The sequence below is a fragment of the Lentzea sp. NPDC051208 genome, from assembly GCF_040682435.1.
GTDB classification, from domain to species: Bacteria; Actinomycetota; Actinomycetes; order Mycobacteriales; family Pseudonocardiaceae; genus Lentzea; species Lentzea kristufekii.
Genome location: NZ_JBFBAW010000027.1, coordinates 51598 through 77832 on the forward strand (window position 1 = coordinate 51598; position 26235 = coordinate 77832).

The 26235-nt window shown below is 67.8% G+C and carries 28 protein-coding genes; 11 read left to right on the forward strand and 17 right to left on the reverse strand.

The window, feature by feature from the left end; translation table 11 throughout:
* Nucleotides 1–56: 56 nt before the first annotated feature.
* Nucleotides 57–971, forward strand: a complete 915-nt coding sequence (locus AB0M48_RS40975; RefSeq protein WP_363853275.1) for a TAXI family TRAP transporter solute-binding subunit — start codon at nt 57–59, stop codon at nt 969–971.
* Here the strand turns inward: AB0M48_RS40975 and AB0M48_RS40980 are convergent.
* Nucleotides 968–2353, reverse strand: coding sequence for a HAMP domain-containing sensor histidine kinase (locus AB0M48_RS40980; protein WP_363853278.1), 1386 nt, complete (start codon nt 2351–2353; stop codon nt 968–970). The genes AB0M48_RS40975 and AB0M48_RS40980 overlap by 4 nt on opposite strands.
* Nucleotides 2354–2407: 54 nt before the next feature.
* A complete protein-coding gene (locus AB0M48_RS40985; protein WP_363853281.1) occupies nt 2408–3082 on the reverse strand; it encodes a response regulator transcription factor in 675 nt (224 codons plus the stop codon).
* Between the two features lie 160 nt (nt 3083–3242).
* On the opposite strand from AB0M48_RS40985, the gene AB0M48_RS40990 reads away from it, so the two are divergent.
* From AB0M48_RS40990 to AB0M48_RS41005, 4 genes are all read left to right on the forward strand, one after another.
* Nucleotides 3243–3971 (forward strand): amino acid ABC transporter ATP-binding protein, encoded by a 729-nt coding sequence (locus tag AB0M48_RS40990; RefSeq protein WP_363853385.1) that lies wholly within the window; start codon nt 3243–3245, stop codon nt 3969–3971.
* A gap of 39 nt (nt 3972–4010) precedes the next feature.
* On the forward strand, nt 4011–4901 hold the full coding sequence (locus tag AB0M48_RS40995) for a glutamate ABC transporter substrate-binding protein (RefSeq protein ID WP_363853284.1): 891 nt from the start codon (nt 4011–4013) through the stop codon (nt 4899–4901).
* A gap of 79 nt (nt 4902–4980) precedes the next feature.
* Nucleotides 4981–5628, forward strand: a complete 648-nt coding sequence (locus AB0M48_RS41000; RefSeq protein WP_319984309.1) for an amino acid ABC transporter permease — start codon at nt 4981–4983, stop codon at nt 5626–5628.
* Nucleotides 5625–6521, forward strand: a complete 897-nt coding sequence (locus AB0M48_RS41005; RefSeq protein WP_363853287.1) for an amino acid ABC transporter permease — start codon at nt 5625–5627, stop codon at nt 6519–6521. The genes AB0M48_RS41000 and AB0M48_RS41005 overlap by 4 nt, the downstream gene beginning before the upstream one ends.
* A 63-nt stretch (nt 6522–6584) precedes the next feature.
* Here the strand turns inward: AB0M48_RS41005 and AB0M48_RS41010 are convergent, their stop codons facing one another.
* Nucleotides 6585–6860: a hypothetical protein gene (locus AB0M48_RS41010; RefSeq protein WP_363853290.1), complete on the reverse strand. Its 276-nt coding sequence runs from the start codon at nt 6858–6860 to the stop codon at nt 6585–6587.
* A 125-nt stretch (nt 6861–6985) separates the two neighbouring features.
* Between AB0M48_RS41010 and AB0M48_RS41015 the strand changes: the two genes are divergently transcribed.
* Complete coding sequence (locus AB0M48_RS41015; protein ID WP_363853388.1) at nt 6986–7642, forward strand: response regulator transcription factor; 657 nt, start codon at nt 6986–6988, stop codon at nt 7640–7642.
* On the opposite strand, the gene AB0M48_RS41020 is transcribed toward AB0M48_RS41015, so the two are convergent.
* The 4 genes from AB0M48_RS41020 to AB0M48_RS41035 all read right to left on the reverse strand — a co-directional run bounded on the left by AB0M48_RS41020 (nt 7629) and on the right by AB0M48_RS41035 (nt 11394).
* Nucleotides 7629–8378, reverse strand: a complete 750-nt coding sequence (locus tag AB0M48_RS41020; RefSeq protein WP_363853293.1) for a succinate dehydrogenase/fumarate reductase iron-sulfur subunit — start codon at nt 8376–8378, stop codon at nt 7629–7631. The two genes, AB0M48_RS41015 and AB0M48_RS41020, sit on opposite strands and share 14 nt — an antisense overlap.
* Nucleotides 8375–10243 carry a fumarate reductase/succinate dehydrogenase flavoprotein subunit gene (locus tag AB0M48_RS41025; RefSeq protein WP_363853296.1) on the reverse strand — a complete coding sequence of 623 codons (1869 nt, stop codon included), beginning with the start codon at nt 10241–10243 and terminating at the stop codon, nt 8375–8377. Before AB0M48_RS41025 ends, AB0M48_RS41020 begins: the two co-directional genes overlap by 4 nt.
* A gap of 9 nt (nt 10244–10252) precedes the next feature.
* Entirely contained in the window at nt 10253–11017 is a 765-nt protein-coding gene (locus AB0M48_RS41030; RefSeq protein ID WP_319984303.1) for a hypothetical protein, read from the reverse strand.
* Between the two features lie 86 nt (nt 11018–11103).
* Nucleotides 11104–11394: a hypothetical protein gene (locus AB0M48_RS41035; protein WP_266042164.1), complete on the reverse strand. Its 291-nt coding sequence runs from the start codon at nt 11392–11394 to the stop codon at nt 11104–11106.
* 227 nt (nt 11395–11621) lie between these two features.
* Here AB0M48_RS41035 and edd point away from each other — a divergent pair, with 227 nt between their 5' ends.
* Nucleotides 11622–13478, forward strand: a complete 1857-nt coding sequence (edd, locus tag AB0M48_RS41040) for a phosphogluconate dehydratase (RefSeq protein WP_363853301.1) — start codon at nt 11622–11624, stop codon at nt 13476–13478.
* Here edd and AB0M48_RS41045 read toward each other — a convergent pair.
* Complete coding sequence (locus AB0M48_RS41045) at nt 13475–13855, reverse strand: hypothetical protein (protein ID WP_363853304.1); 381 nt, start codon at nt 13853–13855, stop codon at nt 13475–13477. The genes edd and AB0M48_RS41045 overlap by 4 nt on opposite strands.
* A 35-nt stretch (nt 13856–13890) precedes the next feature.
* Between AB0M48_RS41045 and eda the strand changes: the two genes are divergently transcribed.
* A complete protein-coding gene (gene eda, locus AB0M48_RS41050) occupies nt 13891–14514 on the forward strand; it encodes a bifunctional 4-hydroxy-2-oxoglutarate aldolase/2-dehydro-3-deoxy-phosphogluconate aldolase (protein WP_363853391.1) in 624 nt (207 codons plus the stop codon).
* A gap of 256 nt (nt 14515–14770) precedes the next feature.
* Nucleotides 14771–14950 carry a hypothetical protein gene (locus AB0M48_RS41055; RefSeq protein WP_363853307.1) on the forward strand — a complete coding sequence of 60 codons (180 nt, stop codon included), beginning with the start codon at nt 14771–14773 and terminating at the stop codon, nt 14948–14950.
* Here AB0M48_RS41055 and AB0M48_RS41060 read toward each other — a convergent pair.
* The 3 genes from AB0M48_RS41060 to AB0M48_RS41070 form a co-directional block, all read right to left on the reverse strand.
* Nucleotides 14910–17450: a BREX system ATP-binding domain-containing protein gene (locus AB0M48_RS41060; protein WP_363853309.1), complete on the reverse strand. Its 2541-nt coding sequence runs from the start codon at nt 17448–17450 to the stop codon at nt 14910–14912. The two genes, AB0M48_RS41055 and AB0M48_RS41060, sit on opposite strands and share 41 nt — an antisense overlap.
* Before the next feature lie 235 nt (nt 17451–17685).
* Nucleotides 17686–18126: a zf-HC2 domain-containing protein gene (locus AB0M48_RS41065; protein WP_363853312.1), complete on the reverse strand. Its 441-nt coding sequence runs from the start codon at nt 18124–18126 to the stop codon at nt 17686–17688.
* 2 nt (nt 18127–18128) lie between these two features.
* Nucleotides 18129–18656: a sigma-70 family RNA polymerase sigma factor gene (locus AB0M48_RS41070; protein ID WP_258950666.1), complete on the reverse strand. Its 528-nt coding sequence runs from the start codon at nt 18654–18656 to the stop codon at nt 18129–18131.
* Between the two features lie 271 nt (nt 18657–18927).
* Between AB0M48_RS41070 and AB0M48_RS41075 the strand changes: the two genes are divergently transcribed.
* Complete coding sequence (locus AB0M48_RS41075) at nt 18928–20145, forward strand: DUF4142 domain-containing protein (RefSeq protein ID WP_363853315.1); 1218 nt, start codon at nt 18928–18930, stop codon at nt 20143–20145.
* Between the two features lie 259 nt (nt 20146–20404).
* On the opposite strand, the gene AB0M48_RS41080 is transcribed toward AB0M48_RS41075, so the two are convergent.
* Genes AB0M48_RS41080 through AB0M48_RS41090 form a run of 3 tightly spaced genes read right to left on the reverse strand, consistent with a single transcriptional unit; the run spans nt 20405 to nt 23102 of the window.
* The gene (locus AB0M48_RS41080; RefSeq protein ID WP_363853318.1) at nt 20405–21538 is read right to left on the reverse strand and encodes an AAA family ATPase; all 1134 of its coding nucleotides are present in this window, start codon (nt 21536–21538) and stop codon (nt 20405–20407) included.
* On the reverse strand, nt 21531–22298 hold the full coding sequence (locus tag AB0M48_RS41085; protein WP_363853321.1) for an RNA ligase family protein: 768 nt from the start codon (nt 22296–22298) through the stop codon (nt 21531–21533). The genes AB0M48_RS41080 and AB0M48_RS41085 overlap by 8 nt, the downstream gene beginning before the upstream one ends.
* Nucleotides 22299–22340: 42 nt before the next feature.
* Entirely contained in the window at nt 22341–23102 is a 762-nt protein-coding gene (locus AB0M48_RS41090; RefSeq protein WP_363853324.1) for a DUF4190 domain-containing protein, read from the reverse strand.
* Nucleotides 23103–23247: 145 nt separating this feature from the next.
* On the opposite strand from AB0M48_RS41090, the gene AB0M48_RS41095 reads away from it, so the two are divergent.
* Nucleotides 23248–24048: a serine protease gene (locus tag AB0M48_RS41095; RefSeq protein WP_363853327.1), complete on the forward strand. Its 801-nt coding sequence runs from the start codon at nt 23248–23250 to the stop codon at nt 24046–24048.
* Between the two features lie 222 nt (nt 24049–24270).
* Here the strand turns inward: AB0M48_RS41095 and AB0M48_RS41100 are convergent, their stop codons facing one another.
* From AB0M48_RS41100 to AB0M48_RS41110, 3 genes are all read right to left on the reverse strand, one after another.
* A complete protein-coding gene (locus tag AB0M48_RS41100) occupies nt 24271–25077 on the reverse strand; it encodes an alpha/beta hydrolase (RefSeq protein WP_363853330.1) in 807 nt (268 codons plus the stop codon).
* A gap of 112 nt (nt 25078–25189) precedes the next feature.
* Entirely contained in the window at nt 25190–25642 is a 453-nt protein-coding gene (locus AB0M48_RS41105; RefSeq protein ID WP_363853333.1) for a MarR family transcriptional regulator, read from the reverse strand.
* A gap of 76 nt (nt 25643–25718) precedes the next feature.
* Nucleotides 25719–26228 (reverse strand): regulatory protein RecX, encoded by a 510-nt coding sequence (locus AB0M48_RS41110; RefSeq protein ID WP_363853336.1) that lies wholly within the window; start codon nt 26226–26228, stop codon nt 25719–25721.
* Between the last annotated feature and the right edge of the window lie 7 nt (nt 26229–26235).

Sequence of the window (26235 nt, forward strand, 5' to 3'; positions counted from 1 at the left end):
CAGGCAGGACCTTCGTCGGGTGCAACCGCGCACCGCCCCCGTGGCACGATGCGCTGGTGCTGGGACGAGTGCATGCCGCCGTGAGCCTGCTGACCGCCGCAACGGTCCTGACGGGCTGTAGCAGCACGGTGTCGGACATCAAGATAACGATGGCCACCGGCAGCGAGAGCGGCGTCTACTACTCGCTGGGCAACGGCCTGGCGGACATCTGGAGCGGGCGGCTCGGCATCGTGCGGCCCCAGGTCGTCCGCACGGACGGGTCCAAGGACAACGTCACCCGGCTCGTCAACGGCCAGGCCCAGGTCGGCTTCTCGCAGGCGGACGCGGTCGAGGGCGTCGAGGGCGCTTCCCGGTTGCGTGCGCTGGCCCGCATGCACGACGACTACCTGCAGGTCATCGTCCGCGCCGACCTCCCGGTGACGAAGCTGCGCGAGCTGTCGGGACTGCGCGTGTCGATCGGCGCGACCGGGTCGGGCGTCGAGATCATCGCGAGCCGGCTGCTGCAGACCGAGAACGTGAAACCTCAGGCGGTGAACCTGAGCCTCAACGACTCCGCCCAGGCGATGCAGGAGGGCAGGATCGACGCGTTCTTCTGGTCGGGCGGCCTGCCCACCAGCAGGATCACCGACCTCACCAAGGGGCTCGGCGTGCGGATGCTCGACCTGAAGGACGAACTGCCGAAGTTCCGCCAGCAGTACCCGGTGTACGGGTCGGCGACGCTGCCCGCCTCCATCTACAACCTGCAGTCCGGACCGGTCATCACCCTCGTCGTGCGCAACTTCCTGCTCGTGGACGCGTCGATGCCCGACGACGTGGCCGAGGCGCTCGTACGGCAACTCTTCGAGGGCCAGCCCGAGCTCGTGAAGGCCCATTCGGCGGCGCGCACGATCGAACAGCGGTCGGCGATCGAGACGTCACCGGTACCGCTGCACAACGGAGCGATGCGCTACTACCGCGACTCCAAGGTCTAGACGGCCGGCAGCGTGACCACGACCTTCAAGCCGCCGTCCTCCGGGGATTCGAGGGCGACGGTGCCGTCGACGCGCTCGACCACCAGCCGCACGATCGAGAGCCCCAGCCCGGAGCCCGGCACGTTCTGGTGAGCCGGGCTGCGCCAGAACCGGTCGGTGGCCCGCTCGAGCTCGTCGGGCTGCAGGCCGGGCCCGTGGTCGGCGACGGAGAGCCGGATGACGCCGCCGGACTTGCGGGCGTCGACCACGATCAGCGTGCCCTCCGCGGTGAACTTCAGGGCGTTGTCGAGCAGCGCGTCCAGGATCGTCTCGACTCCGCGCGGCGGGACGAGGGCCATGCCGACCCGTTCCCCGTCGAGCACGAGGTGCACCTCCTTCGCCGCCGCGGCCGACGACCACGCGGACAACCGCGCCGCCACGGACTTGTCGACGTCGACCGGCACCGGGTCCACGGAACTGGACTCGGCGCGCGCCATGGAGAGCAGTTCGTCGAGGATGCGGTTGAGCCGGTCGGTCTCGCTCAGCGCCTCGACCTGGTGCACCTCCGCCTCGGAGTCGACGTGACCCTCCAGGTTGGACAGCCGGAGTTTCAGGGCCGTCAACGGGTTGCGAAGTTGATGTGACGCGTCGGCGACGAAGGCCCGTTGCGCGGCAAGCACATCGCTCACGTTCGCGGCCATCTGGTCGAACGACCGCGACAACTGCCGCAGTTCCGGCGGTCCGGACTCCGCGCCCACCGGGGGCACCGGCCGGCCCGACACGACCGCGGCGAGGAGCTTGCCCGTCGCCTCGTCCAGCGCCTGCACCGGCCGCAACGTCCAGCGCACCACCGGCAGCGCCAGCAGCACCGCGAGCGCCAGCACCAGCAGGCTTCCGGCGAGCAGCAGGGCCCACCACGCGAGCACCTCGAAGCGGGTCTTGGCCGTCGGCGAGAACGTGATGACCGCGCCGCGCACCTCGCCGTCGACCAGTACCGGTTCGGCGAGCACGACCTTGGCGTCGCTCCACGGCGCGAACAGCTCCGGTGCGACCGGCAGGCGCCCGGCCAGCGCCTTGCTGATCAGGTCCTGCACGGCCGGGTCACCGAGCGCGAGGTCGTTGCGCGAGGCCACCAGCGGCACGGTCGGCGCGTCGCGGGCCACCACGGCCACGCCGATGTCGTACAGCTCGTCGTAGCGCTCCAGTTCGGCGCGCATCAGGTGCGGGCTGTCGTCGATCAACGGCCGTTGCGCCAGCGACGCGAACCGGCTCGTGTCGGTGAGCCGGTCGAGGAACATCTCCTGCTGTTCCGCGGCCGCCACGTTGCGGCCCAGCGGGACACCGAGGCCCACGAGCACCAGCACGATCAGGGCGAGCACCACGCCCAGCAGTCGGGATCTCACAGGCCGTCACCCCACCCGATCGCGACACGCTGACGAGAAATCACCCAATCGAGATCACACCTGCCCCAGCCGGTATCCGACGCCGCGCACGGTCTCCAGCAACGACGGCCTGCCCAGCTTCGTCCTCAGCGTGGCGACGTGCACGTCCAGCGTCCGGTTCGCACCGGACCACGTGCGGCCCCACACCTCGGCGAGGATCCGCTCGCGCGTGCACACCGCGCCACCCGCGGCCATCACCAGCGCGAGCACCTGGAACTCCTTGCGGGACAGGGCGACCGACTGCCCCGCGACCGTGACCTCGTGCCGTCCCAGGTCGACGCGCACGTCACCGGTCTCGAACACCTCTGTGGACACCGCGCCCACACCCACCGGATCGGCACCGCGGCGACGCCGGACGGCGTGCACGCGCGCGACGAGTTCTCCCACGTCGTAAGGCTTGACGAGGTAGTCGTCGGCCCCGGCGTGCAGGCCGAGGATCCGGTCGTCGATCTCTCCTCTCGCGGACACCACGATGATCGCGACGTCCGAAGCGGCCCTGATGGCACGGCACAGGGTGACGCCGTCCATGTCGGGCAGGCCGAGGTCGAGCAGCACCACGTCGACGCCGGCGAGGCGGTCGAGCGTGCCGCGGCCCGTCGCCTGGCGGTCCACGTGGAAACCCCGTCTGGTCAGGGCTGGGACCAAGGCCTCGGCGACCCTGTCGTCGTCCTCGACGAGCAGCACGCGCACTTTCGCTACCTCCCGGGCAACCGATGTCTGCCTGTGACAGAGTTGAGACCCTAAGTCTTGCTCAATGTCCTGGACTGGTGTGGTGGCGGACACCTAGGTTTCCGCCAACGCCGACGACCCCCAAATGGAGGACTGGATGACTGCCGCCTCTGCACCGCCGATGATTCGTGTGGCGGGTGTGGACAAGTTCTTCGGCCCGTTGCACGTGCTCAAGAACGTGCAGCTGGAAGTGCCGAAGGGGCAGGTCGTGGTCGTGCTGGGGCCGTCGGGTTCCGGTAAGTCGACCCTGTGCCGGACCATCAACCGCCTCGAGCCGATCGATTCGGGCGTCATCGAGGTCGACGGGCAGCCGCTTCCCGCCGAAGGAAAAGAACTGGCTCGCCTTCGTGCCGATGTCGGCATGGTGTTCCAGTCCTTCAACCTTTTCGCGCACAAAACCATCGTCGAGAACGTCATGCTCGCTCCGGTGAAGGTGCGCAAGACGCCCGCCACCGACGCGCGCAAGACCGCGATGGAGCTGCTGGAGCGGGTCGGGATCGCGAACCAGGCCGACAAGTTCCCCGCACAGCTCTCCGGTGGCCAGCAGCAGCGTGCGGCGATCGCCCGCGCGCTCGCGATGAAGCCCAAGGTGATGCTGTTCGACGAGCCGACCTCGGCGCTCGACCCGGAAATGGTCCAGGAGGTCCTGGACGTCATGACGGGCCTGGCCAAGGACGGGATGACCATGCTGGTCGTCACGCACGAGATGGGCTTCGCCCGCAAGGCCGCGGACCGGGTGATCTTCATGTCCGACGGCGAGGTGGTCGAGGACTCGACACCCGAAGAGTTCTTCTCGGCCCCGAAGTCCAACCGCGCGAAGGACTTCCTTGGCAAGATCCTGACTCACTAGTAGTCAGCCCACTTTCGAACGAATGGCAGGAGAAGGACGATGAGGGTTCGCACCCTTGCGGCGGTGCTGCTGACGGGCGCACTGGCCCTGACCGCGTGTGGCAAGGAGGGCAGCCCGACCGACACGGCGGCGCCCGCCGGCCTGTTCGAGGTCGCCAAGGACGTCAAGGTCGACGGCTCGCCCACGTTCGAGAAGATCAAGACCCGCGGCTCGCTGATCGTCGGCGTCAAGGAAGACCAGCCGGGTCTCGGCTACAAGGACCCGACGACCAACAAGTACAGCGGCTTCGACATCGACATCGCGCGGCTGGTCTCGGCGAAGCTCGGCTTCGACCCCGAGAAGATCCAGTTCAAGACGATCCAGTCGGCCGCTCGCGAGCAGGCGCTGATCAACGGTGACGTCGACTACTACGTCGGCACCTACACGATCAACGCCGGCCGCAAGGAGAAGGTCGCGTTCGCGGGCCCGTACTTCGTCGCCGGCCAGGACCTGCTGGTGAAGAAGGACAACACCGACATCACCGGCAAGGACACCCTCAAGGGCAAGAAGGTGTGCTCGGTGACCGGCTCCACGCCGGCCAAGCGCATCAAGGACGAGAAGCTGACCGAGGAAGGCAACGTCCTCGAGTTCCAGGGCTACTCGCAGTGCGTCACCAAGCTCCTCAACGGTGAGGTCGACGCGGTCACCACCGACGACGCGATCCTCAAGGGCTACGCCGCCGCCGAGGAGGGCAAGCTGAAGGTCGTCGGCAAGACGTTCTCCAGCGAGCCGTACGGCATCGGCCTCCCGAAGGACGACAAGGCCCTGCGGGACAAGGTGAACGACATCCTGCAGACGTCGCTGGACGACGGCTCGTGGCAGAAGATCTACGACGGCACGCTGGGCAAGTCCGGCTCGTCCGCCGAGAAGCCGAAGATCGACCGGTACTGACGGTTCCTCACGTGGCCGGTGGATCCCACGTGGGTCCACCGGCCGTTCCTTTGAAGGCGGACGGACGGCAAGGAAACCGATGAGCGTCCTCACCAACAACCTAGATCTGTTCCTGCGCGCTTTTGGTCAGACACTCCAGCTCTTCGCCGTCTCCGCGGTGCTGTCGCTGGTGCTGGGCACGTTCCTCGCGGCGCTGAGGGTCAGCCCGGTGCCGGTGTTCCGCGGTGTCGGCACGGCGTACGTGACGGTCCTGCGCAACACGCCGCTGACGCTGGTCTTCGTCTTCTTCGTGTTCGCGTACCCGCTGCTGGAGATCCTGAAGATCGACGAGTACACCGCCGCGGTGGTGGCGCTGTCGCTCTACACGGCGGCGTTCGTCTGCGAGGTCGTGCGGTCGGGCATCAACACGGTGCCGGTCGGCCAGGCGGAAGCGTCCCGCGCCCTCGGCCTGACGTTCACGCAGATGCTCGGCAGCGTGGTGCTGCCCCAGGCGTTGCGGTCGGTGGTGCCGCCGATGACGAGCACCATGATCGCGTTGCTGAAGAACACGACGGTCGCGTCGGGCTTCGCCGTCTTCCAGGCGGGCAACATCCGCGAGCAGCTGTCGGACCAGGGTGACAACGTCCTCGTCGGACTCGTGTGGGTCGCAATCGGGTTCGTCATCCTCGTGATGCCGCTGACGTACGTCCAGCAGGTCTTCGAGAAGCGGTGGAGCGTGGCCCGATGAGCATGGTGCTGTTCGACGTCCCGGGTCCCAAGGCCCGCATCCGTCACAAGATCATGGCCGTCATCGGCATCGCGGCGGTGGCCGCGGCGCTGGTGTACGTGGTGATGAGGTTCGTCGTCACCGACCAGTTCACCTCCCGCAGGCTCGACTGGATCAACTACAAGCAGATCCAGCTCTCGCTCGTCGAGGCGATCGCCAACACGCTCAGCGCGTTCGCCGTCGGCGCGGTGCTGGCCCTCGTGTTCGGCGCGATCTTCGCCGCGGCTCGGCTGTCCGACCACGCCTGGGTGCGCGCTCCCGCGGCGGTGATCGTCGAGGTCTTCCGCGCGATCCCGCTCGTGATCATGATGTTCTTCTTCTACTACGGCCTTCCCGTGGCCGGGGTGAAGCTGAGCGCGTTCACGGCGGTCGTGATCAGCCTGATGCTGTACAACGGCTCGGTGCTCGCGGAGATCTTCCGCGCCGGCATCAACTCGCTGCCGAAGGGCCAGAGCGAGGCCGCGTACGCGCTGGGCATGCGCAAGACCCAGGTGATGACGTTCGTGCTGCTGCCGCAGGCGTTGCGGGCGATGCTGCCGACCATCATCAGCCAGCTCGTCGTGCTGCTGAAGGACACCGCGCTCGGCTTCCTCATCACCTTCGAGGAGTTGCTGCGGTGGGGTACGCGCATCGGTGGTGACGCGGTCAACTTCGGCCGTCCGATGATCTCGGTGATGATCGTGGTCGCCCTGGTCTACATCGGACTGTGCCTGTTGCTGACGTGGCTCGCCACCTACCTCGAGAAGCGCAACCGCCGCAACAAGAAGGTCATCAAGCTCGACAACGACGCCGCCGGGCAGGTCCAGCTCGGCAACGCGTCCACGACGGCCGTCGGCGGTGGCGTCACCGTCTGATCCGCCGGTTCGTGCGAACGGGGCGTGTCCACATCGGACACGCCCCGTTGCCGTTTCCGGAGGTCAGACGTTCCAGTCGACGACACCGCACCAGTCCGGCCGCGCTTCCCCCACGACGTCGAGGCAGAACGTGGTGCCGGCGCGGAAGTTCGTGCCGAGCAACCGGCGCGAGCGGTCGCCCGCCGGGAACAGCACGGGACTTCCCGCCACCCGGTGGTCGCCGTCGCGGGACCACCGGATCTCCAGGTCGACCGGGCTGGCCGTGACCCGGAGGTAGACGTCCGAGCCGTCCACGGTGATCGTGCGGACGGCGTGCAGGTCGGCGGATGCGGTGCGCATGTCGCGGAACGTATCGGCGGAGGCGGAACCGGGTCGTCTCACGAAGAGTGGATCTCCCGTCAACTTTCGCGGTACGCTCGTGGTGGGGGATCTACCGCGGTGACGTCACATGAGTGAGGGGCATCGTGGCGCGCGTGCTTGTAGTGGACGACCAGCCGTTGTTCAGGGCCGGCCTGGTCGCGTTGCTGAACGCCGCACCTGATCTGACCGTCGTCGGCGAGGCCGGGGACGGCGTGACCGCGTCCGCGCTGGCCGAGTCGTCGAGACCGGACGTGATCCTGCTCGACATCCGCCTGCCGGGGCTGGCCGCGCTCAAACGCGTCGCGGCGTCCGCGCGGCTGCTGGTGCTGACCACCTTCGACCTGGACGAGTACGTCCACGAGGCGTTGCGGCTGGGCGCGGCCGGGTTCGTGCTGAAGGAGTCCGAACCGGCCCGCCTGATCGCCGCCATCACCGCCGTCGCCTCGGGCGAGATGCAGTTCAGTCCCACGGTGATGCGCAGGCTCGTGGCGGCGTACCTGAGGGGCGATTCGGCTGTGTCGCCGTGGAGTTCGGTCGGTCTGGACGAGTTGACGGACCGCGAGCGCGAGGTGCTGCGGCTGGTCGGCACCGGGCTGACGAACACGGCGATCGCGACCAGGCTGACGGTCACGGAGGGCACGGTGAAGACGCACCTCAACCGCGTGATGACGAAGCTGCGGCTGACCAGCCGGGCTCAGGCCGTGGTGATGGCGTACGAGTCCGGGCTGGTCATACCGCAGGCCGTCGCTAGGACCGCTTGAACAGCTTGTTGCCGAGCCAGACGATCGGGTCGTACTTGCGGTCGGCGACGCGCTCCTTCATCGGGATGAGCGCGTTGTCGGTGATGTGGATGTGCTCCGGGCACACCTCGGTGCAGCACTTGGTGATGTTGCAGAGGCCGAGCCCGTGCTCGTCCTGGGCCTGGTCGACGCGGTCCGCGGTGTCGAGCGGGTGCATCTCCAGTTCGGCGACCCGCATGAGGAACCGCGGCCCCGAGAACGCCTCCTTGTTCTCCTCGTGGTCACGCACCACGTGGCAGGTGTTCTGGCACAGGAAGCACTCGATGCACTTGCGGAACTCCTGCGAGCGCTCGACGTCGACCTGCTGCATCCGGTACTCGCCCGGCGCCAGGTCCTTCGGCGGCGCGAACGACGGGACCTCGCGTGCCTTGGTGTAGTTGAAGGACACGTCGGTCACGAGGTCGCGGATGATCGGGAACGTCCGCATCGGCGTGACCGTGATCGTCTCCGACTCCTCGAAGATCGACATCCGGGTCATGCAGAGCAGCCTCGGCCGTCCGTTGATCTCCGCCGAGCACGAGCCGCACTTGCCGGCCTTGCAGTTCCACCGCACCGCGAGGTCCGGCGTCTGCGTGGCCTGCAGCCGGTGGATGATGTCGAGGACGACCTCGCCCTCGTTGACCTCGACGGTGAAGTCCTCCAGCCCACCGCCGGAGTCGTCGCCGCGCCACACCCGGAACTTCCCCTGGTAGCTCATGCCAACTCCTCGGCGGTGAGGTACTTCTCCAGCTCGCTGCGGTCGAACAGGTCCAGCAGGTCGTGCCGGATCGGGATCTGCGGTTTCTCCGTCACCTCGGCCCCGTCACCGTTGGCCTTGCACACCAACAGCTTCCGGCGCCATTCCGCGTCCATCGAGGGGTGGTCGTCGCGGGTGTGGCCGCCGCGGGACTCGGTGCGCAGCAACGCCGCCTTCGCCACGCACTCCGACACCAGCAGCATGTTGCGCAGGTCGAGGGCGAGGTGCCAGCCGGGGTTGAACTGCTGGTGGCCCTCGACGGTCAGCGCCTGCGCGCGTTCCTTGAGCTTCTCCAGCCGCTGCAACGCCTCTTCCATCTCACCGGCTTTCCGGATGATGCCGACGAGGTCGTTCATGGACTGCTGCAGCTCCATGTGCAGGGTGTACGGGTTCTCGCCGCCCTCCTGCTGGAAGGGCGCGAGCGCCGTGGCCCGCGCCTCGGTGACGATGTCCTCCGACACGACGGGGCGTTCGCCCATCGCCCGCACGTACTCCGCGGCGCCCGCGCCGGCCCTGCGCCCGAACACGAGCAGGTCCGACAACGAGTTGCCGCCCAGCCGGTTCGAGCCGTGCATGCCGCCGGAGACCTCACCGGCCGCGTAGAGCCCTGGTACCGAAGAGGATCCGGTGTCGGGGTCCACCTCGACGCCGCCCATCACGTAGTGACAGGTCGGGCCGACCTCCATCGGCTGCGCGGTGATGTCCACGTCGGCCAGTTCCTTGAACTGGTGGTGCATGGACGGCAGCCGGCGGCGGATCTCCTCGGCGGGCAGGCGTGTCGACACGTCGAGGAAGACGCCGCCGTGCGGTGATCCGCGCCCGGCCTTGACCTCGGAGTTGATCGCGCGGGCGACCTCGTCCCGCGGCAGCAGTTCCGGTGGGCGCCGGTTGCCGGCCTGGTCGGTGTACCAGCGGTCGGCTTCTTCCTCGTTGTCGGCGTACTTGTCCTTGAACACCTCGGGGATGTAGTCGAACATGAACCGCTTGCCGTCGGAGTTCCTGAGCACACCACCGTCACCGCGGACGGACTCGGTGACGAGGATGCCCTTGACCGACGGCGGCCAGACCATCCCGGTGGGGTGGAACTGGATGAACTCCATGTTGATCAGCGAGGCACCGGCGCGCATCGCGAGCGCGTGGCCGTCGCCGGTGTACTCCCAGGAGTTCGAGGTGACCTTGAACGACTTGCCGATGCCGCCGGTCGCGAGGATCACCGCGGGTGCCTCGAACAGCACGAACCGGCCGGACTCGCGCCAGTAGCCGAACGCGCCGGCGATCTTGTCGCCGTCCTTGACGAGCTCGGTGACGGTGAACTCCTGGAACACCCGCAGGCGCGCCTCGTAGTCGCCGAACTCCTTGAAGTCGTCCTGCTGCAACGACACGATCTTCTGCTGCAGCGTGCGGATCAGTTCGAGGCCGGTGCGGTCGCCGACGTGCGCGAGCCGCGGGTACTCGTGGCCACCGAAGTTGCGCTGCGAGATCCGGCCGTCCTTGGTGCGGTCGAACAGCGCGCCGTAGGTCTCCAGTTCCCAGACCCGTTGCGGCGCCTCCTGTGCGTGCAGCTCGGCCATGCGCCAGTTGTTGAGGAACTTGCCGCCGCGCATCGTGTCGCGGAAGTGGACCTGCCAGTTGTCGTTCTCGTTCGCGTTGCCCATGGCGGCGGCGATACCGCCCTCGGCCATGACGGTGTGGGCCTTGCCGAACAACGACTTGCAGAGGACGGCGGTGCGCAGGCCGTGCTCACGGGCCTCGATCGCGGCCCGCAGACCGGCACCACCCGCGCCGATGACGAGAACGTCGAACGAATGCCTTTCCAGCTCGGGCAAAACCACTCCTTAGTTGATGAAGCGGAGGTCGGAGATCGTTCCCGAGGCGACCAGCGCGACGTACAGGTCCGTGAGGCAGACGAAGATCAGCGAGGCCCACGCGAGTTGCATGTGCCGGTTGTTCAGCTTGGAGATCTGCGTCCACGCCCAGTACCGGACCGGGTGCTTGGAGAAGTGCTTGAGCCGCCCGCCCGCGATGTGCCGGCACGAGTGGCACGACAGCGTGTACGCGGCGAGCAGGCCGACGTTGACCAGCAGGATGATGTTGCCCAGGCCGACGCCGGTGCCGAACGCGAGGACCGCGTCGTAGATGTTGATCAGCAGCAGGAGTGAGGCCGCGTAGAAGAAGTAGCGGTGCAGGTTCTGGGCGATCAGCGGGAACCTGGTCTCACCGGTGTACTTGCTGTGCGGCTCGGCCACCGCGCACGCGGGCGGCGACGCCCAGGCCGCGCGGTAGTAGGCCTTGCGGTAGTAGTAGCAGGTGATCCGGAAGCCCAGCAGGAACGGGATGATCAGCAGCGGCGGGGTCAGGAAGCCCGGCAGCGCCGGGAACCACTGACCGAAGTGCGAGGCCGCCGGGATGCACTCCTCCGTGAGACACGGCGAGTACATCGGTGTGAGGTAGTGGTACTGGTCGACCCAGTAGTAGTCCCCCTGGAACGTGCGGAACGCCGCGTAGATCGAGATGAGCAGCAGGCCGACGAATGTCGTCAGCGGCGGCAACCACCATCGGTCCGTGCGCAGAGTCCTGGCGGCGATCTCTGCCCTCGCCATTGCTCACCTTTCTGGGGGTCCACGTCGTTGTGGAGGAAACGCGTAACGGCCCCCGCGGTCTGCGAGGGCCGTAAGTAAGGGCTGGGTCAGGTCCGGTGCCGGTACCCACCGAGCCCTTCGTCGTCCGCGTCCTTCCAGAGCGACTCGTCGTAAGGCGTGTCTGGCACGACCACGACCTCGCGTTCCACTTGAGGCGCTTCGCGCTGCCTCGGGGTGCTCAGGTCGACGAGTTCGGTGGCGTCGATGTCCATGCGTTCCACGTCGTTGGCCAGGCGTTGCACGGCTGCCACGTCGCCGTACCTGGTGCGCAGGTTGCTGACGGCATGCCGCATCTGGCCGATGACCCGGCGCAGCTCGACGATCTCCGTGGAGTTCATGGGACACCTCCGTTCCAAGGTCGTGCCCCGCACTCTGCCCAATCTCAAGCCATGTGACAAGCACCACACGCCAAGATTCAAAACTGGTCGCCTCCCATCTACTGAATCGTTTTTGTGTCCGCGACCAGCCATGACTTACTGTGTGTGGCGTCACGCCCGTCTGTGGGACGCCACCGTTGTCGTCTCGTAAGGGGCCCACCACGGCCCGTGATGACCCGGAGACCCCCATGACCGAACTGCATCCTGTTCTGACAGAGGTGACACGCCGGATCGCCGCCCGAAGCGCCGATTCACGCCGTGCCTACCTCGAGCGCGTGGCCGCCGCCGCGCAGGACGGAACGTCCCGGTCCGGCTTCGCCTGCAGCAACCTCGCGCACGGCTTCGCCGGAATCACCGGCGGCGACAAGGCCGCGTTACGCGCGCTGCGCAAGTCCAACGTCGCGATCGTGTCGTCCTACAACGACATGCTGTCGGCCCATCAGCCGTTCCAGGAGTACCCGGCCTGGATCAAGGACTCGGTCCGCACGGCGGGCGGTGTGTCCCAGTTCGCGGGCGGCGTGCCCGCGATGTGCGACGGCATCACCCAGGGCCGTGAGGGCATGGAGCTGTCGCTGTTCAGCCGCGACGTCATCGCGATGTCGACCGGTGTGGCCCTGTCGCACGAGATGTTCGACGCCGCCGTGCTGCTCGGCGTGTGCGACAAGATCGTGCCGGGCCTGCTGATCGGCGCGCTGTCGTTCGGGCACCTGCCGTCGATCCTGGTGCCCGCGGGCCCGATGTCGTCCGGCCTGTCGAACAAGGAGAAGGCCCGCGTCCGGCAGCTGTACGCGGAGGGCAAGGCCTCCCGCGAGGACCTGCTGGAGGCCGAGGCCGCCTCGTACCACTCCCCCGGCACCTGCACGTTCTACGGCACCGCGAACTCGAACCAGATGGTCGTCGAGGTCATGGGCCTGCACCTGCCGGGCGCCTCGTTCGTCCCGCCCGGCACCACGCTGCGCCGCGCCCTGACCGAGCACGCGGGCCGCCGCGCCGTCGAGATGGCCAAGGGCGAGGGCTACACCCCGATCGCGCACGTCGTCGACGAGAAGGCCGTGGTCAACGGCGTCGTCGCGCTGCTGGCGACCGGTGGCTCGACGAACCACACGATGCACCTGGTCGCCATCGCCGCCGCCGCGGGCATCGAACTGAGCTGGGACGACTTCTCCGACCTGTCCTCGGTCGTGCCGCTGATCGCGCGGGTCTACCCGAACGGCGGCGCCGACATCAACCACTTCCAGGCGGCGGGCGGCGTCCAGTTCGTCGTCGGCACCCTCCTGGACTCCGGCCTGCTGCACGCAGACGTCAACACCGTCGCCGGCCACGGCCTCGACCGCTACCGCCAGGAACCGATGCTGGCTGACGGCGAACTGATCTGGGTCGACGGCCCCGGCCACTCCCTGGACCTCGAAGTCCTGCGCCCGGCCTCCGACCCGTTCGCCTCCGACGGCGGCCTGCGCATGCTCGCCGGCAACCTGGGCCGTGCCGTCATCAAGGTCTCGGCCGTGGCGACGGAGAACCACGTCGTCGAGGCCCCGGCCCGCGTGTTCACCACGCAGGAGGCGTTCCAGGAGGCCTTCAAAGCGGGCGAGCTGGACCGCGACGTCGTCGTGGTGGTCCGCCAGCAGGGCCCCCAGGCCAACGGCATGCCCGAACTGCACAAGCTCACCCCGCCGCTCGGCGTCCTGATGGACCGCGGCTACAAGGTCGCCCTCGTGACCGACGGCCGCATGTCCGGCGCCTCGGGCAAGATCCCGGCCGCCATCCAGCTGACCCCGGAGGCCGCGGTCGGCGGCCCGCTCGGCCGCGTCCGCGACGGCGACGTCGTGCGTCTGGACGCCACCGCCGGAACCCTGGAGGTCCAGGTGCCTGCGGAGGAGCTGGCGACACGCCCGCTGGTCGACTTCCCGCCGACCAGCCGCGAGTGGATGGGCACGGGCCGCGAGCTCTTCGCAGCCCTGCGCCGTAGCGTCGGACCGGCCGACCGCGGCGCGACGGTGTTCGGCCCGATCACCGCCGACCACTTCGCCCCGGTCACCCACCACTAGCCGTCCCGTCCCAGCACCACCAATATATTGACCACACCACCACAGCTGACCTGCGCCTTAGCAATGGCTCTTTGGACTTCGTCGTCAAAAGACCCATTGCAAAGGCGCGGCGACGCCCGGACCAGACCAGCCCGCGAACCCGCCTCGCAGACCACGCTGACCTGATCACCCAGCCCCACGACTACCTCTGCCGTCTTGCCCGGATGCCATTGCAATGAGTCTTTGACTTCGTCCGCAAACGTTTTTTGCATCCGGGTGACGCCGGCAGGCACGAGGCCTGCAGGGCCGAGGCGGCTGGCACGCGGCGACAAGCAGGCTGATATGCGATATATCGGTTTCAGTTCCAGATCCGGCCCCAGACCGGACCAGTTCGGCAAGGAGAGCAGCAGTGACCAACGGTGACAATCTTCGGGTGACCACCGGCGCGGACCTCCTCGGCCTGTCGCCCGTCATCCCCGTCGTCGTGGTCGACGACGCCGACCACGCGGTGCCGCTCGCCCAGGCACTGCTGCGCGGTGGGGTTCGCGTCATCGAGCTCACGCTGCGCACCCCTGCCGCGCTGGCCGCGATCGAGAACGTCGCGCGCGAGGTCCCAGAGATCGTGATCGGTGCGGGCACCGTCACGGCGCCGGAGCACGCGGAGCAGGCGGCGAAGGCCGGTGCGGCGTTCCTCGTCACTCCCGGCACGACCGACCGGGTGCTCGACGCCGCCGACGCGACCGGGCTGCCTTACCTGCCGGGCGCGGCGACGGTGTCCGAGGTGCTGCGGCTGGCCGAGCGCGGGCTGACCGCGCTGAAGTTCTTCCCGGCCGAGGCCGCCGGCGGGGTCGACTACCTGAAGTCGATCGGCGGTCCGGTCCCGCACGTGCGGTTCTGCCCGACCGGCGGCATCACCCCGCAGACCGCGCCGACCTACCTCGCGCTGCCGAACGTCGGCTGCGTCGGCGGCTCGTGGCTGGCTCCCAAGGACGCTCTCGCGCAGGGCGACTGGGAGCGCATCGAGACCCTTGCCCGCGAGGCCTCGCAGCTCGGGTAATCCAGCTCACGAACCGGAAGTTCGGCTCACACCACGAGACCGGCGTCCCACCACGTTGGGAGCTTCACCCAACGGGAGGTGACGCCGGTCTCCACTTGACGGAGTTTTGAGCAAAGCGCGTAGAACTGGTGACGATCGTGTTGCTGTCCTGTTCTCCGTGACGGCGGGCATGAGCTTCCCCGTCCAGAAGAAGCTGCTCAACGACGCGATCCCGAATTCCCGTTACCGGGCAACGCTTCTGTCGATGTAGCCCATCATGGACCGTGCCGTCTGCGCGGTCGTGGCGATCGCGCTCGGCGCCTGCCTCACCGGTGGGCGGCTCGACGAGTTCCTGGTGCTGTCGTCGGTCGTCACGGTGATCGTGATGGTGTTGCCGGCGGGCCTGCTGGTCGCCGTCAGGACCACAAGGCGGCGACGAGCTCAGCTCGTCCCGTGATGCCGAGCTTGCGGTAGGCGCTCGACAGGTGCAGTTCCACCGTGCGCCGGGTGAGGTGCAGGGCTTCGGCGATCTGCCGGTTCGTGAGGCCCTGCGCCGCCATCCGCGCGACCCGGTTCTCCTGCTTGGTCAGGCCCTGCACCTGGTCGTCCTCGTCGCGGACCTCGTTGCCCGCGAGTTTGGCCAGCGGGTGCGCGCTCAGGTGGCGGGCCAGTTCGAACGACCGCCGCAGGTGCGCCGCGGCCTCCTCGGCCCGGCCCTTGCGGCGCAGGTGGTGCCCGAGCCAGTACAACGACTGGGCGTGCAGCAGGCGGTGCGGTGACGAGGCGAGGAGTTGCTCGGCCTCGGTGAGGACGTCGATGTCGTCGGTGCTCATGCCGACGCTCATCAACGCCGTGCCGATCACCCTCGTCGACCCCCACCGCTTGGCCAGGTCGAGTTCCTCGTGCGCGAGCCGGGCGGCGTCGTCCCGGTTGCCCAGCGCCAGGTACGCGCGGACGGCGTGGTGCCGCCACGCGACGAGCGCGGGGTTGGGCATGTCGCGTTCGGCGAGCCGGCGACCCGCTTCCAGCAGGTCCTCCAGCGCACCTTCCGCGTGGCACGACGCGAGCTTCAGCCGGCCTCGGGCGTAGACGATGTTGATGTGCTGCAACAGGGTGCCGTCCTCGACGACGAGCGGGGCGGCCTCGTCGAACTGGCCCATCTCTATGCAGACCTCGGCGAGCTTCGCGGTCGCGAGCACGACGGCCGGGCACTCCATGTTGCCCGTCGAGACCGGCGGCGTCAGGAACGTGTACGCGCGCGCCAGGTCGCCGCTGTTGTGGAAGGCGGCGGCGCGGGCGATCATGCTGAGCATCCCCCGGCGCAGGTGCGGGTCGTGCGAGACCGGCGCTGTGCTGTGCGAGAGCCACAACTTGTTGATGTGCTCGGGATTGTCGCCGAGCACCGGCACCAGGAACGTGAAGACGTAGGATGCGCCGAAGACGTCGACCCACTCACCGTCGAGTGCCTCCAGCGCGTACTCGACGGCTTCGGGGTACGAGTCGCCGCTGCGGGCGTTGCCGACCGCGAGCAACGCCGACCGGGCACGCTTGAGGTTCGGGTCCTGCGGGATGTCGCCGACGAGGTCCTCGAAGTACTTGCCCGCGCAGTTGGCCATGTGCGCGTCGCGGTTGGCCGCCAGCAGATACGTGGTGCAGACGAGGTTCCAGACCAGATCGCGGTCTTCCGGCAGCAGGCGCGCGATGACCATGATCGCGAGCGAGACGGCGAAGTGCGCGTCCGAGCCCGTGCACATGCGCTTGATCAACGCCAGCGCGACGGTCGCGGCGAGATGCGGGTCCTCGCACCGCATCAGCGCGTCGCGGACCCGGTCGCGGCCCAGTGCGTTGTCCTGCAGATGTTCCGTGTGCCCGAGCTCGACCTCGACCGCGAGGCGGTCCTCGTCGGACAGGTGCTCGTCGAGCGCCCGTTCGAGGTGCTCGATGCCTCCGACCTCACGCAGCAGGTCGACGGACCACGGCAGGCGCACGGACCTGGCTTTGAGCACGTGTTCGGCGACGCGCTCGTCCGGGGCGTCCGACTCGAACAGCAGCCAGGCCGCGCGGGCGTGCGCGGCGGAACGGACGGCGACCGGCATGTCGGCGAGGATGCTGTTGCGCACGAAGGGATGCCGGAACGTCAGCGGGTCGGTGTCGGCGAGCACGCCGAGGCGGACGAGCATGTCGACGGCGGGCAGCGCGTCGAAGCCGGTGAGCGCGGAGAGCAGTTCGAGGCCGGCGTCGCCGTCCAGGACGGCCGCGGACCGGGCGACCTCGGCGGCGCCGGTGTACTCGCGCAGCCGCATGCCGATCATCTCGCCGACCGCGGCCGAACCCTCGCCTTCCTCGCGCAGCAAGGCTTGTAACAGGTAGGGGTTCCCGCCGGTGAGCTCGTGGCAGCGCTTCGCGTCCCGGTCCGGGAAGTTCTCGGTGAGGCTTTCGACGGCGGTGACGTCGAGGCCGCCGAGGTCGAGGCGGTTCGGGTGGGCGCCGGCGATCTCTGGCAACGTCACCTCGTCCGTGGAGAGGTAGCCCTGCGACGCGCCGAGCGCGATGACGACCGGCATCTCCTGCAGCCGTGGGCGCAGGTACGCGAGCGCGCGCTTGGAGAAGGTGTCGGCGACGTGCACGTCGTCGATGACCATCAGGATCGGCCCCTCGCGCGCGGACTCCGCAGCGCGCGCGTACAGCTCTTCCAGGTCGTGCTCGTTCGCGAGGCACGGCGCGAGCTGCCGCACCACCGCGCCGGGAAGGTGGCTCTCCAGGCGGGCGCTCTTGGCCAGGCGAACGGTGAACCCGCGTTCGCGGGCGTCGGCGGCAAGCGCGTCGAGCACCGCCGTCTTGCCGATGCCGAACTCACCGGTGACGACGACACACGAGCCGCTCCCCCGGACGGCGTCGTCCAGCAGACGTCCGAGAGTCGCGAGTTCGCAGTCCCGGCCGAGTAGTGGAGATGTCACCTCTGTCTGCCCCTGCCTTCGGTACCGAGAGGACCGCAGGTCGAAGGTTTCGGTGTTCCTTCGGTGCCGACCGTAGAGACCTGCGCTTCGTCGTCGCGCAAACTTACCCACAGGTAACGGCTAACGGAACTGTGAGCTGTTCGCAGTGGTGAGCGGGTGTAACGCGATGATCTTCGCCGGGCTGGTGCGCGGGTGGTTGCGCCTCGCCTGCCTGCTCATGGGCTCCCGCCAGGGTTCACATCTGCCACGCCGGCGGAAACCTTTCGGTGTGGACAGTCTCCGCGCGTGTGAGCGTGCCCGCCTCGATGGGGTTGTCGGCGTGCGAGGCCAGCGAGCCCACGACCGACAGCACCGCGGCGATGGCGACGACGACGCCCGCCGCCACCAGCAGGATGCTGCGGGCGACAGAGCACGGCTCACGGATGCCGGGTGGACTCTCGGTCAGCGCCGGCCGCAGCACCGGCGCGAACATGCCGAAGTCGGTCGCGTCACTCCGGCAGTCCTCGCACCCGGCTAGGTGCCGGGAGAAGCTCACGTGCTCTGCCGGGTCGAGCACGCCCAGCACATACGCCGCCACATCACCGCACGGCCCTTCCGGGCTCGTGCGGTTCTCGTCGTTCTGATCTTGATCTCGTCCTGCTCCCGCGTGCTCGTGATGTGGTTGACGGGTCACCATCACTAGCTCCTGTCCTGCAGCGCCCGGCGGATCGTGTGCATGGCCTTGTACAACCGGGACTTGACGGTTCCTTCCGGGATTCCGAGGACGATCGCGGCCTCCTTCACCGTTCGTCCCATGACATACGTTTCGTAGATAGCTGAACGGTGTTCATCACTCAATTGGCGTACTACATCAGTGATGACCATTACCGAAAGTGTCTGTTCCGTGTCGTCCGGAGATTCAGCGATGTCCGGACGCAACAATTCGACTTCCTGCGGACGCGCCTGCCGGCTCCGCCATCCGTCGATCACAATGCGACGAGCCACAGTACAAAGCCAGCCGCGCAACATGCCCGGTTCACGAACGAGATGCGCGGAGTTCTGCCAAGCCCTGATCAACGTCTCCTGGACGACGTCTTCCGTCCACTGCCGGTCGTAGTTGGTCAGGCACAGGACCTGCGAGAACAACATCCGCTGGAACTGCCCGTAGAGCAACGTGAGCAATTCTTCGTCCTGATGGGCTTGTGCGACCTTGCCCTGATCAACCATGAAGCTGACAACCTCCCCAGATATCGGCGACAGGTTCGCTTCGGGCGGCAGTCCTAGCGACTCGGTGGCCGAGCACGGAATCGCCCAGATACTACATCGCGAACGCGAAATCCTCTCGGGTACGTAAATCAGCACCTAATGGTTCGCCAATTCTTGTGTGATGCACATCACATGCACGTGTGCTCATGCCCGTGAACCGTGACCTCACCTGCGCGTATCACCTTTGAAGGCAGCTCGATCGCGGGAGGGAACGAGCACTATGTGTCACCGATTGAACACGCTGGGACAACACGCAGCGCTGTTCACCATCCTGTCTGTCGCATTTCTGGGGGCGTTCATCGGAGCCGTCCCAGCCAATGCGCAATCGACAGAAGTAAAACCGCCAGACCGCTCATTCATGGTTTCGCTGAGGCAGGCGAACTCGTGGTTGGTGCCGGTGAGCAAAGAGGCGCCGGCGCGTTCCACGAATGCCGGCGTGAGCAACGCCGGGCGGGACGTATTCGAAGGGCATTCACGGCTGGACATCGATCTCCTGAAATCCGCCGAAGGACTGGGGGTGGTCCTGCCGAACGACGTCAGCAGTGAGCACCAGTCACTCATCGATGAGATGGCAGGACGCACTGGCGACAACCACGACCGCGCCTACGCGACGATCGTCCGGCAGGCGCAGGGCGGGCTTCTCGTAATGGCCGTGCAAGCGCGAGCGACAACGCAGAACACCACCATTCGAACGCTCGCTCACCAGACCGCGCAAATGTTGATTCGCACGATGACGGTTCTGGAGAACACCGGCAAGGCGGACCCGTCCTCCTTCGAACTGGTGACCGCCAAAGCACAGGTGAACGCGGTCCGCGTCATCGGTCAGAACATCGAACCGTCGGACCGGGAATTGCTCGTGCTGCTCGCCCAGCATTCCCTGTGGCAGAAACCGGCCAGCCGCGAGAGCTCCAACCGGGCCCGTGACGCGAAGGTCCGCAAGGTCGCGGGCCAGCTCGCCGCCGAGCACACCCAGCTGGCTCAGGCGGTCACGGAGGCCGCCCGCCAGACCGGCGTGGACCTCCCCACCGAACCGACGACGGAACAGAAGTCGTGGGCGAACGCCATCACGTCCAGCTCGGGCGAGGAACTCGACACCATGTACGCGAACCTGTCACGCGCCGCCGACGGCTCGCTCATCAACCAGGTGGCCCACGCCCGTGCAACGACCAGAAGCGTCCCCGCGCGCATCGCCGCCCAGACCGCCCTGACCATCCTGCTCAAGCACATGCTCCTGCTGGAGGGCACCGGCCTGGTGAAGGCGAACTCGCTGCAGATGACCGACATCCCGGCTCTCACCCAGCCGAAGCCCAACAGCAGCCCCCCACCCCAACCCGACGACTCGTCCACGAGCGTCGGCTTTCTGACCGGCATCGCCGTCCTGGTGGTCGCAGGCGCGGGCACCCTGTGGCTGGTCCGCGCGGTCGGCCACCGCGGAGGACACCGCCGCTGACGCGCCGACTGATATATCGGCTGCCGCCCTCGCCAACCGATATATCAGCGTCGGACAGCCCCTCCGCCAAGCCTGCCTCTCACCCACCTTGGCGATGACTCTTTTGACGACGTCGTCAAAAGAGTCATTGCTAAACCGCTGGTCAGCACGATGTTGAGTTGACATAACGAAGGTGAAGGTTCGATCGCGCCGGGAGCCAAGCTGCTGGCTGCTCCGCCGCACCAGCTGTCGGATCCCCGTGCAGGAGGCGTTGGCGAGTTCAGGAACGAGACGACGGCAGTGCCGTGTCCACCCGTTCGACGACATGCGCCTCGGTGAGGTCGACCGCCTCCCACTTGCCGACGAGCCGGTCGATCACGGCGGCCGGCACCGGCTCCGGACGGGCTCGGTTGCGAGCGTGGATCACGTTCTTCGGCGCTTCGAGTCCGATCAGGGTGACGCGGGCACGGTAGTCGGCGGCGAGTCCGATGCAACGCTCGCGCAGCTGCTGGGAGATGTTGGTCGCGTTCCAGACGAACCGCTCCCCCGCCCGCAACAGCGCCCTGGCTTCCTCGAACGCGGCGGCGGCGACGGCGCGCTGGTCGCCGTCGGGCGTGATGCCGAGTCGCGAGCGCACCGCGTCGAGGCTCACCACCGGCCAGTCCGGCCGGTGGGTGGTGATCCAGTGGTCCTTGCCGACGCCCGGCAGGCCGGAGAGCACCGTCACCTCGACGCGCCTGTCGTCGTAGGCGGCATAGGCGGGGTCCCGGCCGGGCGTGCGGAAGTACTGGAACCGGGCATGGTCGGACGGGAAGGCGCGCGGCCGATCCAGGCAGTCACGCTCGCGGCAGTACTCCTCGAACAGCGCGATGTTCTCCAGCACCGAGTCCGCGTCACCGCAGATCCGGCCGAGGATGTCGGCGCGGGCGAGCGTGGCGAGGTCGTCGTTGCGCGCGAGCAGGCTCACTCGGAACGCGATGCGGTCGAGGTCGGGTCGTTCCAGCGCCCAGAACGGCACCTGGTGGTGCCGCACCAGCGCGGCGACGTGCTCGCGCCAGGCGATGGGGCGTCCCATCTCCCACAACAGCTTGCGCGCCAGCAGGTCGCCGGCGCGGGAGTGGCCGTGCGCGGTGACGCGGCCGTCGGCGATCTGCGTGCGGAACGGCTTCGCGGCGTCGTGCAGCAGCACCGTCGCGAACAGGCGCACTCGATCAGCCTCGGGACGCGACCGCCATTCGGGCAGCGACACCAAGGCCTCGCACGCCATGCGGGTGTGCGTGGCGACGTCGCCCTCGGCGTGGTGCACAGGGTCTTGCGGCACGCCTTCGAGTGCGCGCACCCACGGGAACGCCGAGCGCACGGCGTCCCAGTCGAGAGTCCATTGCGGACCGGTCGGGCACAGCTGCTCAAACACGGGCCACCACCTGGTTCGGCAGGATCGGGCGGTCCTGCCAGTGGCTGCCCGAGTCCAGCACGGCGGTGACGAACGTCGGCCGAACCCACTTGTAGCGCTCGACCGTGCGCCCGTCCTCCTCCACCTTGATGTAGAGGCCTTCCATGTCGTCGTCCGAATCCGTTTCCGCGACAACGACTTCCGGCTCCTGCCCCGCCGCCCGCGCCGCGTCGACCAGCGCGTCGCGCCACCGAAGAGTGCGGCACGTGGACGGGCCCAGCAACGCGGTCAGGTCCTTCAGGCGACGCAACGGTCCCTCGTGCAGCACCGGCACCGACACCACCGGCGTGCCCGAGAGCACACGACGGCGTTCCGGCGTGGACAGGAACTCGCCGGTCGTGCGGTCGAGCAGGTCGAACTCGCAGAAGTGGTGCGGCAGCGCGTCGTAGAACACGGTGTGCTTGGCGTACAACCATTCCCCGTAGAGCACGAACCGCGTGCCGAGCCTCTCCCACAGCACGCCCTGGTGCGTCGCGGCCCACGCCTTCAACGGCGCGAACTGCCGTTCCCTAGGTCCGCCCGCCAGGAAATGGCCGCGTGACTGGAGTTTCAGCACACCGCCGGAGTCGAAGCTGATGCCCGCGTTGGCACCGTCGAGTTTCTCCTCGACGACGAGGTGCCGCCCCGCGATCGCGCGGAACGGCACCTGGTCGAGGTCCTCGTCGCCTGGTTGCAGGCGCGAGCCCTCGAGGTGGGGCGTTCGCGGGTACTTGCGCAACATGCCCCGATTTGTATCCCGTCCGTGCGCCCGCGAGCGAACGGTTTACGCCTGGCCGACGAACGCCGCCTTGTCGGAGTTGAAGGTCGGCTCGAACACGAGCTGCATCTCACCGGGCTGCGCACCGACCGAGTACGCGACGTGGAAGGTGTAGGTCTTGCCCGGCAGGACGGTCGCCGAGTCGAACGTGCTGTCACAGCCGCCACTGGAGTCGAACACCATCTCGGCCTTCTGCCCGTTGAACTGCGCGTCGGTGCCGACCGACATCAACGCGGTCTCGAACGCGGCGCTCGTCCCGTTGGTGATGGTGATCTCGAACCTCACCGCGCGGGCGATGTTCGACGGCGCCGAGTACTGGCCGGGCGTGCACGCGGCGGGCGCGGCGACGTCGACCGAGAGGCCGTTCGCCCACGTGAACCGCTTGCCCCAGGTCGGGTTCTCGGTCAGCGCGTCCTGCTTCGCGGTCTCGCCGGGAGACTCGACCTGACCCTGAGTGGCTTCTCCGAGGATCTTGTCGAGTTCCCTCACCGCGGCCTGTTGCGCGACCACGGTCAGCACGATCGCGATGACGCAGAGGACGACGCCGATCGTCGCGAGAACCTTGCGAGTGCCGAACAACGCGATGACGCCGAGCACGATCCCGACGAACGCGGCGATCGCCGTGAGGTTGTTGAGGAAGATGACCCACGAGCCGACCACGCCGACGATCCCGAGGATGACCGCGGCCCAGGCGAGCGCACGGAACCGTGTCGGCTTCTGCGGTGCGACCTGAGGCTGGGCGTACACGGGCGGCGTCGGAAAGGTCATCACGTCTCCTGGCGGTTGCGATGTGTGACCACGACGTCGATCGGTCCGGTTCACCCGTTAGCCCCAACCATCAGCGTCACCCGATCGAGTTATGACCGGCCAGTCAGCCGACTGCCGAAGGTAGCGAATCGACTACGATCCGTGCATGGCTCGACGACTCGCCGGAACCTTGTTGGCAGCGATCGCCGCACTAGGCGTGACCACGACACCCGCCCAGGCCTCCGTCGATTTCACCGGCACGGTGAAACTCGACAACTGCTCCGGCTCGGTCGTCCGCCTCCCCAGTTCAGCGCCGGCGGACAAGGCGCTCGTACTCACCAACGGGCATTGCGTCGAGCTCATGAAACCGGGCCAGGTGCTCGTCGACCGGTCGGCGAACCGCGCCTTCACGTTGCTCGGCGGATCCGGCACGGAGATCGCGAAGCTGCACAGCGCCAAGCTCGTCTACGCGACGATGACCGACACCGACGCCGCGCTCTACCAACTGGACAAGACGTACCAGCAGATCCAGCAGCAACACGGCGGCCGCGCGCTCGAACTGTCGGCGTCGCGACCCGTCGCCAAGTCGGAGATCCGGATCGTCTCCGGCTACTGGACGAGGATCTACTCATGTCAGCTCGACGGTTTCGTCCACCAGGTCAAGGAAGCGAACTGGACCTGGCGCGACTCGCTGCGCTACACGCCGTCGTGCAACACCATCGGCGGCACGTCGGGCTCGCCGATCATCGATGACGCGAGCGGCAAGGTCGTCGGCGTCAACAACACCGGTAACGAGAGCGGCGGCCGCTGCACGATGAACAACCCGTGCGAGGTCGACGCCGCCGGCAAGATCACCGTCCGCAGGGGCACCAACTACGGCCAGCAGACCTTCGGCTTCGTCTCCTGCTTCGGTCCCCGCACGACGCTGGACCTGACGCTCCCCGGCTGCCAGATCCCGAAGCCCTAAGGCGTGTCCCGTAAGTCTCGTCCGCGATAGTCGCGGCCGAGGGCCCCGGAGACGGCACCGCCGCAAAGCCCGAATACGCCCAGTATGAGGGCATTGCGGCGGCACCGCCTCCGGAACTCTCGACCGTGACTCTCATCGAACGGACTTACGGGACACGCCCTAGCCACGAACACGAGAAAGCCGGGACGCCCCTGCCCGCGTCCCGGCTTTCTCGGCCTTTCCCTACCGCGCGGCGCGCACGATCAGGTCAGCCACGGTGTCCGGGTGCGACACGGCCACCGAGTGCGAGGCTCCCTTGACCTCGACGACCGCACGGCCGTGGGCGCGCTCGGCCATCCACTTCTGCGCCGCGATCGGGATGTTCTTGTCCTTGCCCGCCACCACGAAGTACGACGGGATGGTCTGCCACGCGGGCTCGCCGGCCTTCTCGGTCAGCGCCGTGTCGTTGATCGGCCGCTGCGTCGCCGCCGCCAGCGTCGCGTCCTTGCGGGACACGTCCGCCGCGAACTGCTGCCAGTACTTGTCCTGCTGGATCGTCAGATCCTTGCTGCCGTCACCGATGTCGATGGTCGACAGCGTGTCTCCGAGGGTGCTGCCGGGGAACTTGTTCGACAGTTCGAGAGCGCTCTCGCCCTTCTCCGGCGCGAACGCCGCGACGTAGACGAGCGCCTTCACGTTCGGGTTGCCGAGCGCCGCGGCCGACTGGACCATGCCGCCGTAGGAGTGTCCGGCGAGGACGATCGGCCCCTCGATCGAAGCGAGCACCTGACGCAGGTAGTTCGCGTCACCGGTGATGGACCTGAGCGGGTTCGCCACCGCCACGACCGGGAATCCCTTGCGCTGCAGGCGTTCCACGACACCGTTCCAGCTGGACGCGTCCGCGAACGCGCCGTGCACCAGCACGATGGTCGGCTTCTTGGCGCCCTGCTTCTCCGCGTCCTCCGCGGCACCGGCACCGGCACCGGACGGAACAACGGCGGCCAGCGCCAGGAGCGTCCCCAGAACCGCGATCACCTTGCGAACTCGCATTGGTCTCTCACTCTCTCGTCGGCCACCGCGAGGTGGTTCATCGTGCTCGATTAGGTCGTGCACGATGTAAGCTACCCGACGAGTTACCTCGTACGCGATGTGTTTCAGCTCACTAGCGCTCGGCGCCGTGCTTCACCCGGTTCAGCGCCTTGCGCAGGACGGTGATCTCCTCAAGGGTCATGCCGAGCGCCTTACCGAGCTGGTTGAACATCTCGGCACCGATCCACCGCAGGTCACGGCCCTTGTCCGTGAGCTGGACGAGCACGGAACGCTCGTCGTCGGGGTGCGTGACGCGCACCAGCAGACCGCTCTTCTCGAGCCGCTTGATCAACGGCGATAGCGTGCTGTACTCCAGGTCGAGCTCCTGCACGAGCTCCCGGATCGGCCTCGAGTCCTTCTCCCACAACAGCAGCATCACCAGGAACTGCGGGTAGGTGATGCCCGCCTTGTCGAGGATCGGGCGGTAGAAGCCGGTGACCGCTCGCGACGTCGTGTAGAGGTCGAAGCAGAGCAGGTCCGAGACCGTGGGAGTCACGGCGGACGGCGCGTCGGGAGTAGTGCTCACGCTTTTCAGGCTACTCGGAGCAAACCGCTCCAGCGGCGTGATCGGTTACGGCACGTCGAACGGGACCTGCCCTGGCCTACGACCAGGGCTCGTCCAGCGCCGAAGCCTCAGCCCCCGCGTCGCGCAGCTCGTCGCGCACCACGCGATAGGCGAGGCCTTCGGCATAACCCTTGCGCGCCAACGCACCCACCAGGCGGCGAATCTTCGTCGTCTCGTCCACGCCGGACAGGGTGCGCAGGCGTTTGCGAACGAGTTCGCGGGCACGCTCTTCCTCGGCCTCGCTGTCGACCACGGCGACGGCCTCGGCCACCACCTCGTCCGCCACACCCTTGCGACGCAGTTCCATGGCCAGGGCGCGGCGGCCCAGGCCGTTGTACGTGTGCCGGGAACGCACCCACATCTCGGCGAACTCCGCGTCGTTGATCAGGCCGGCGCGGTCGAACTTGCCGAGGACGACCTCGGCGGCGCCGGCGCTGATCCCCTTGCGCAGCAAGGCGTCGTACAGCTCCTGCCGGGAGCGGGCTCGAGCGGTGAGCAGCGCGTAGCAGATGTCCCGCGCTTTGCGCTGCTCCTCAGCGTCGTCCAAACCTCAT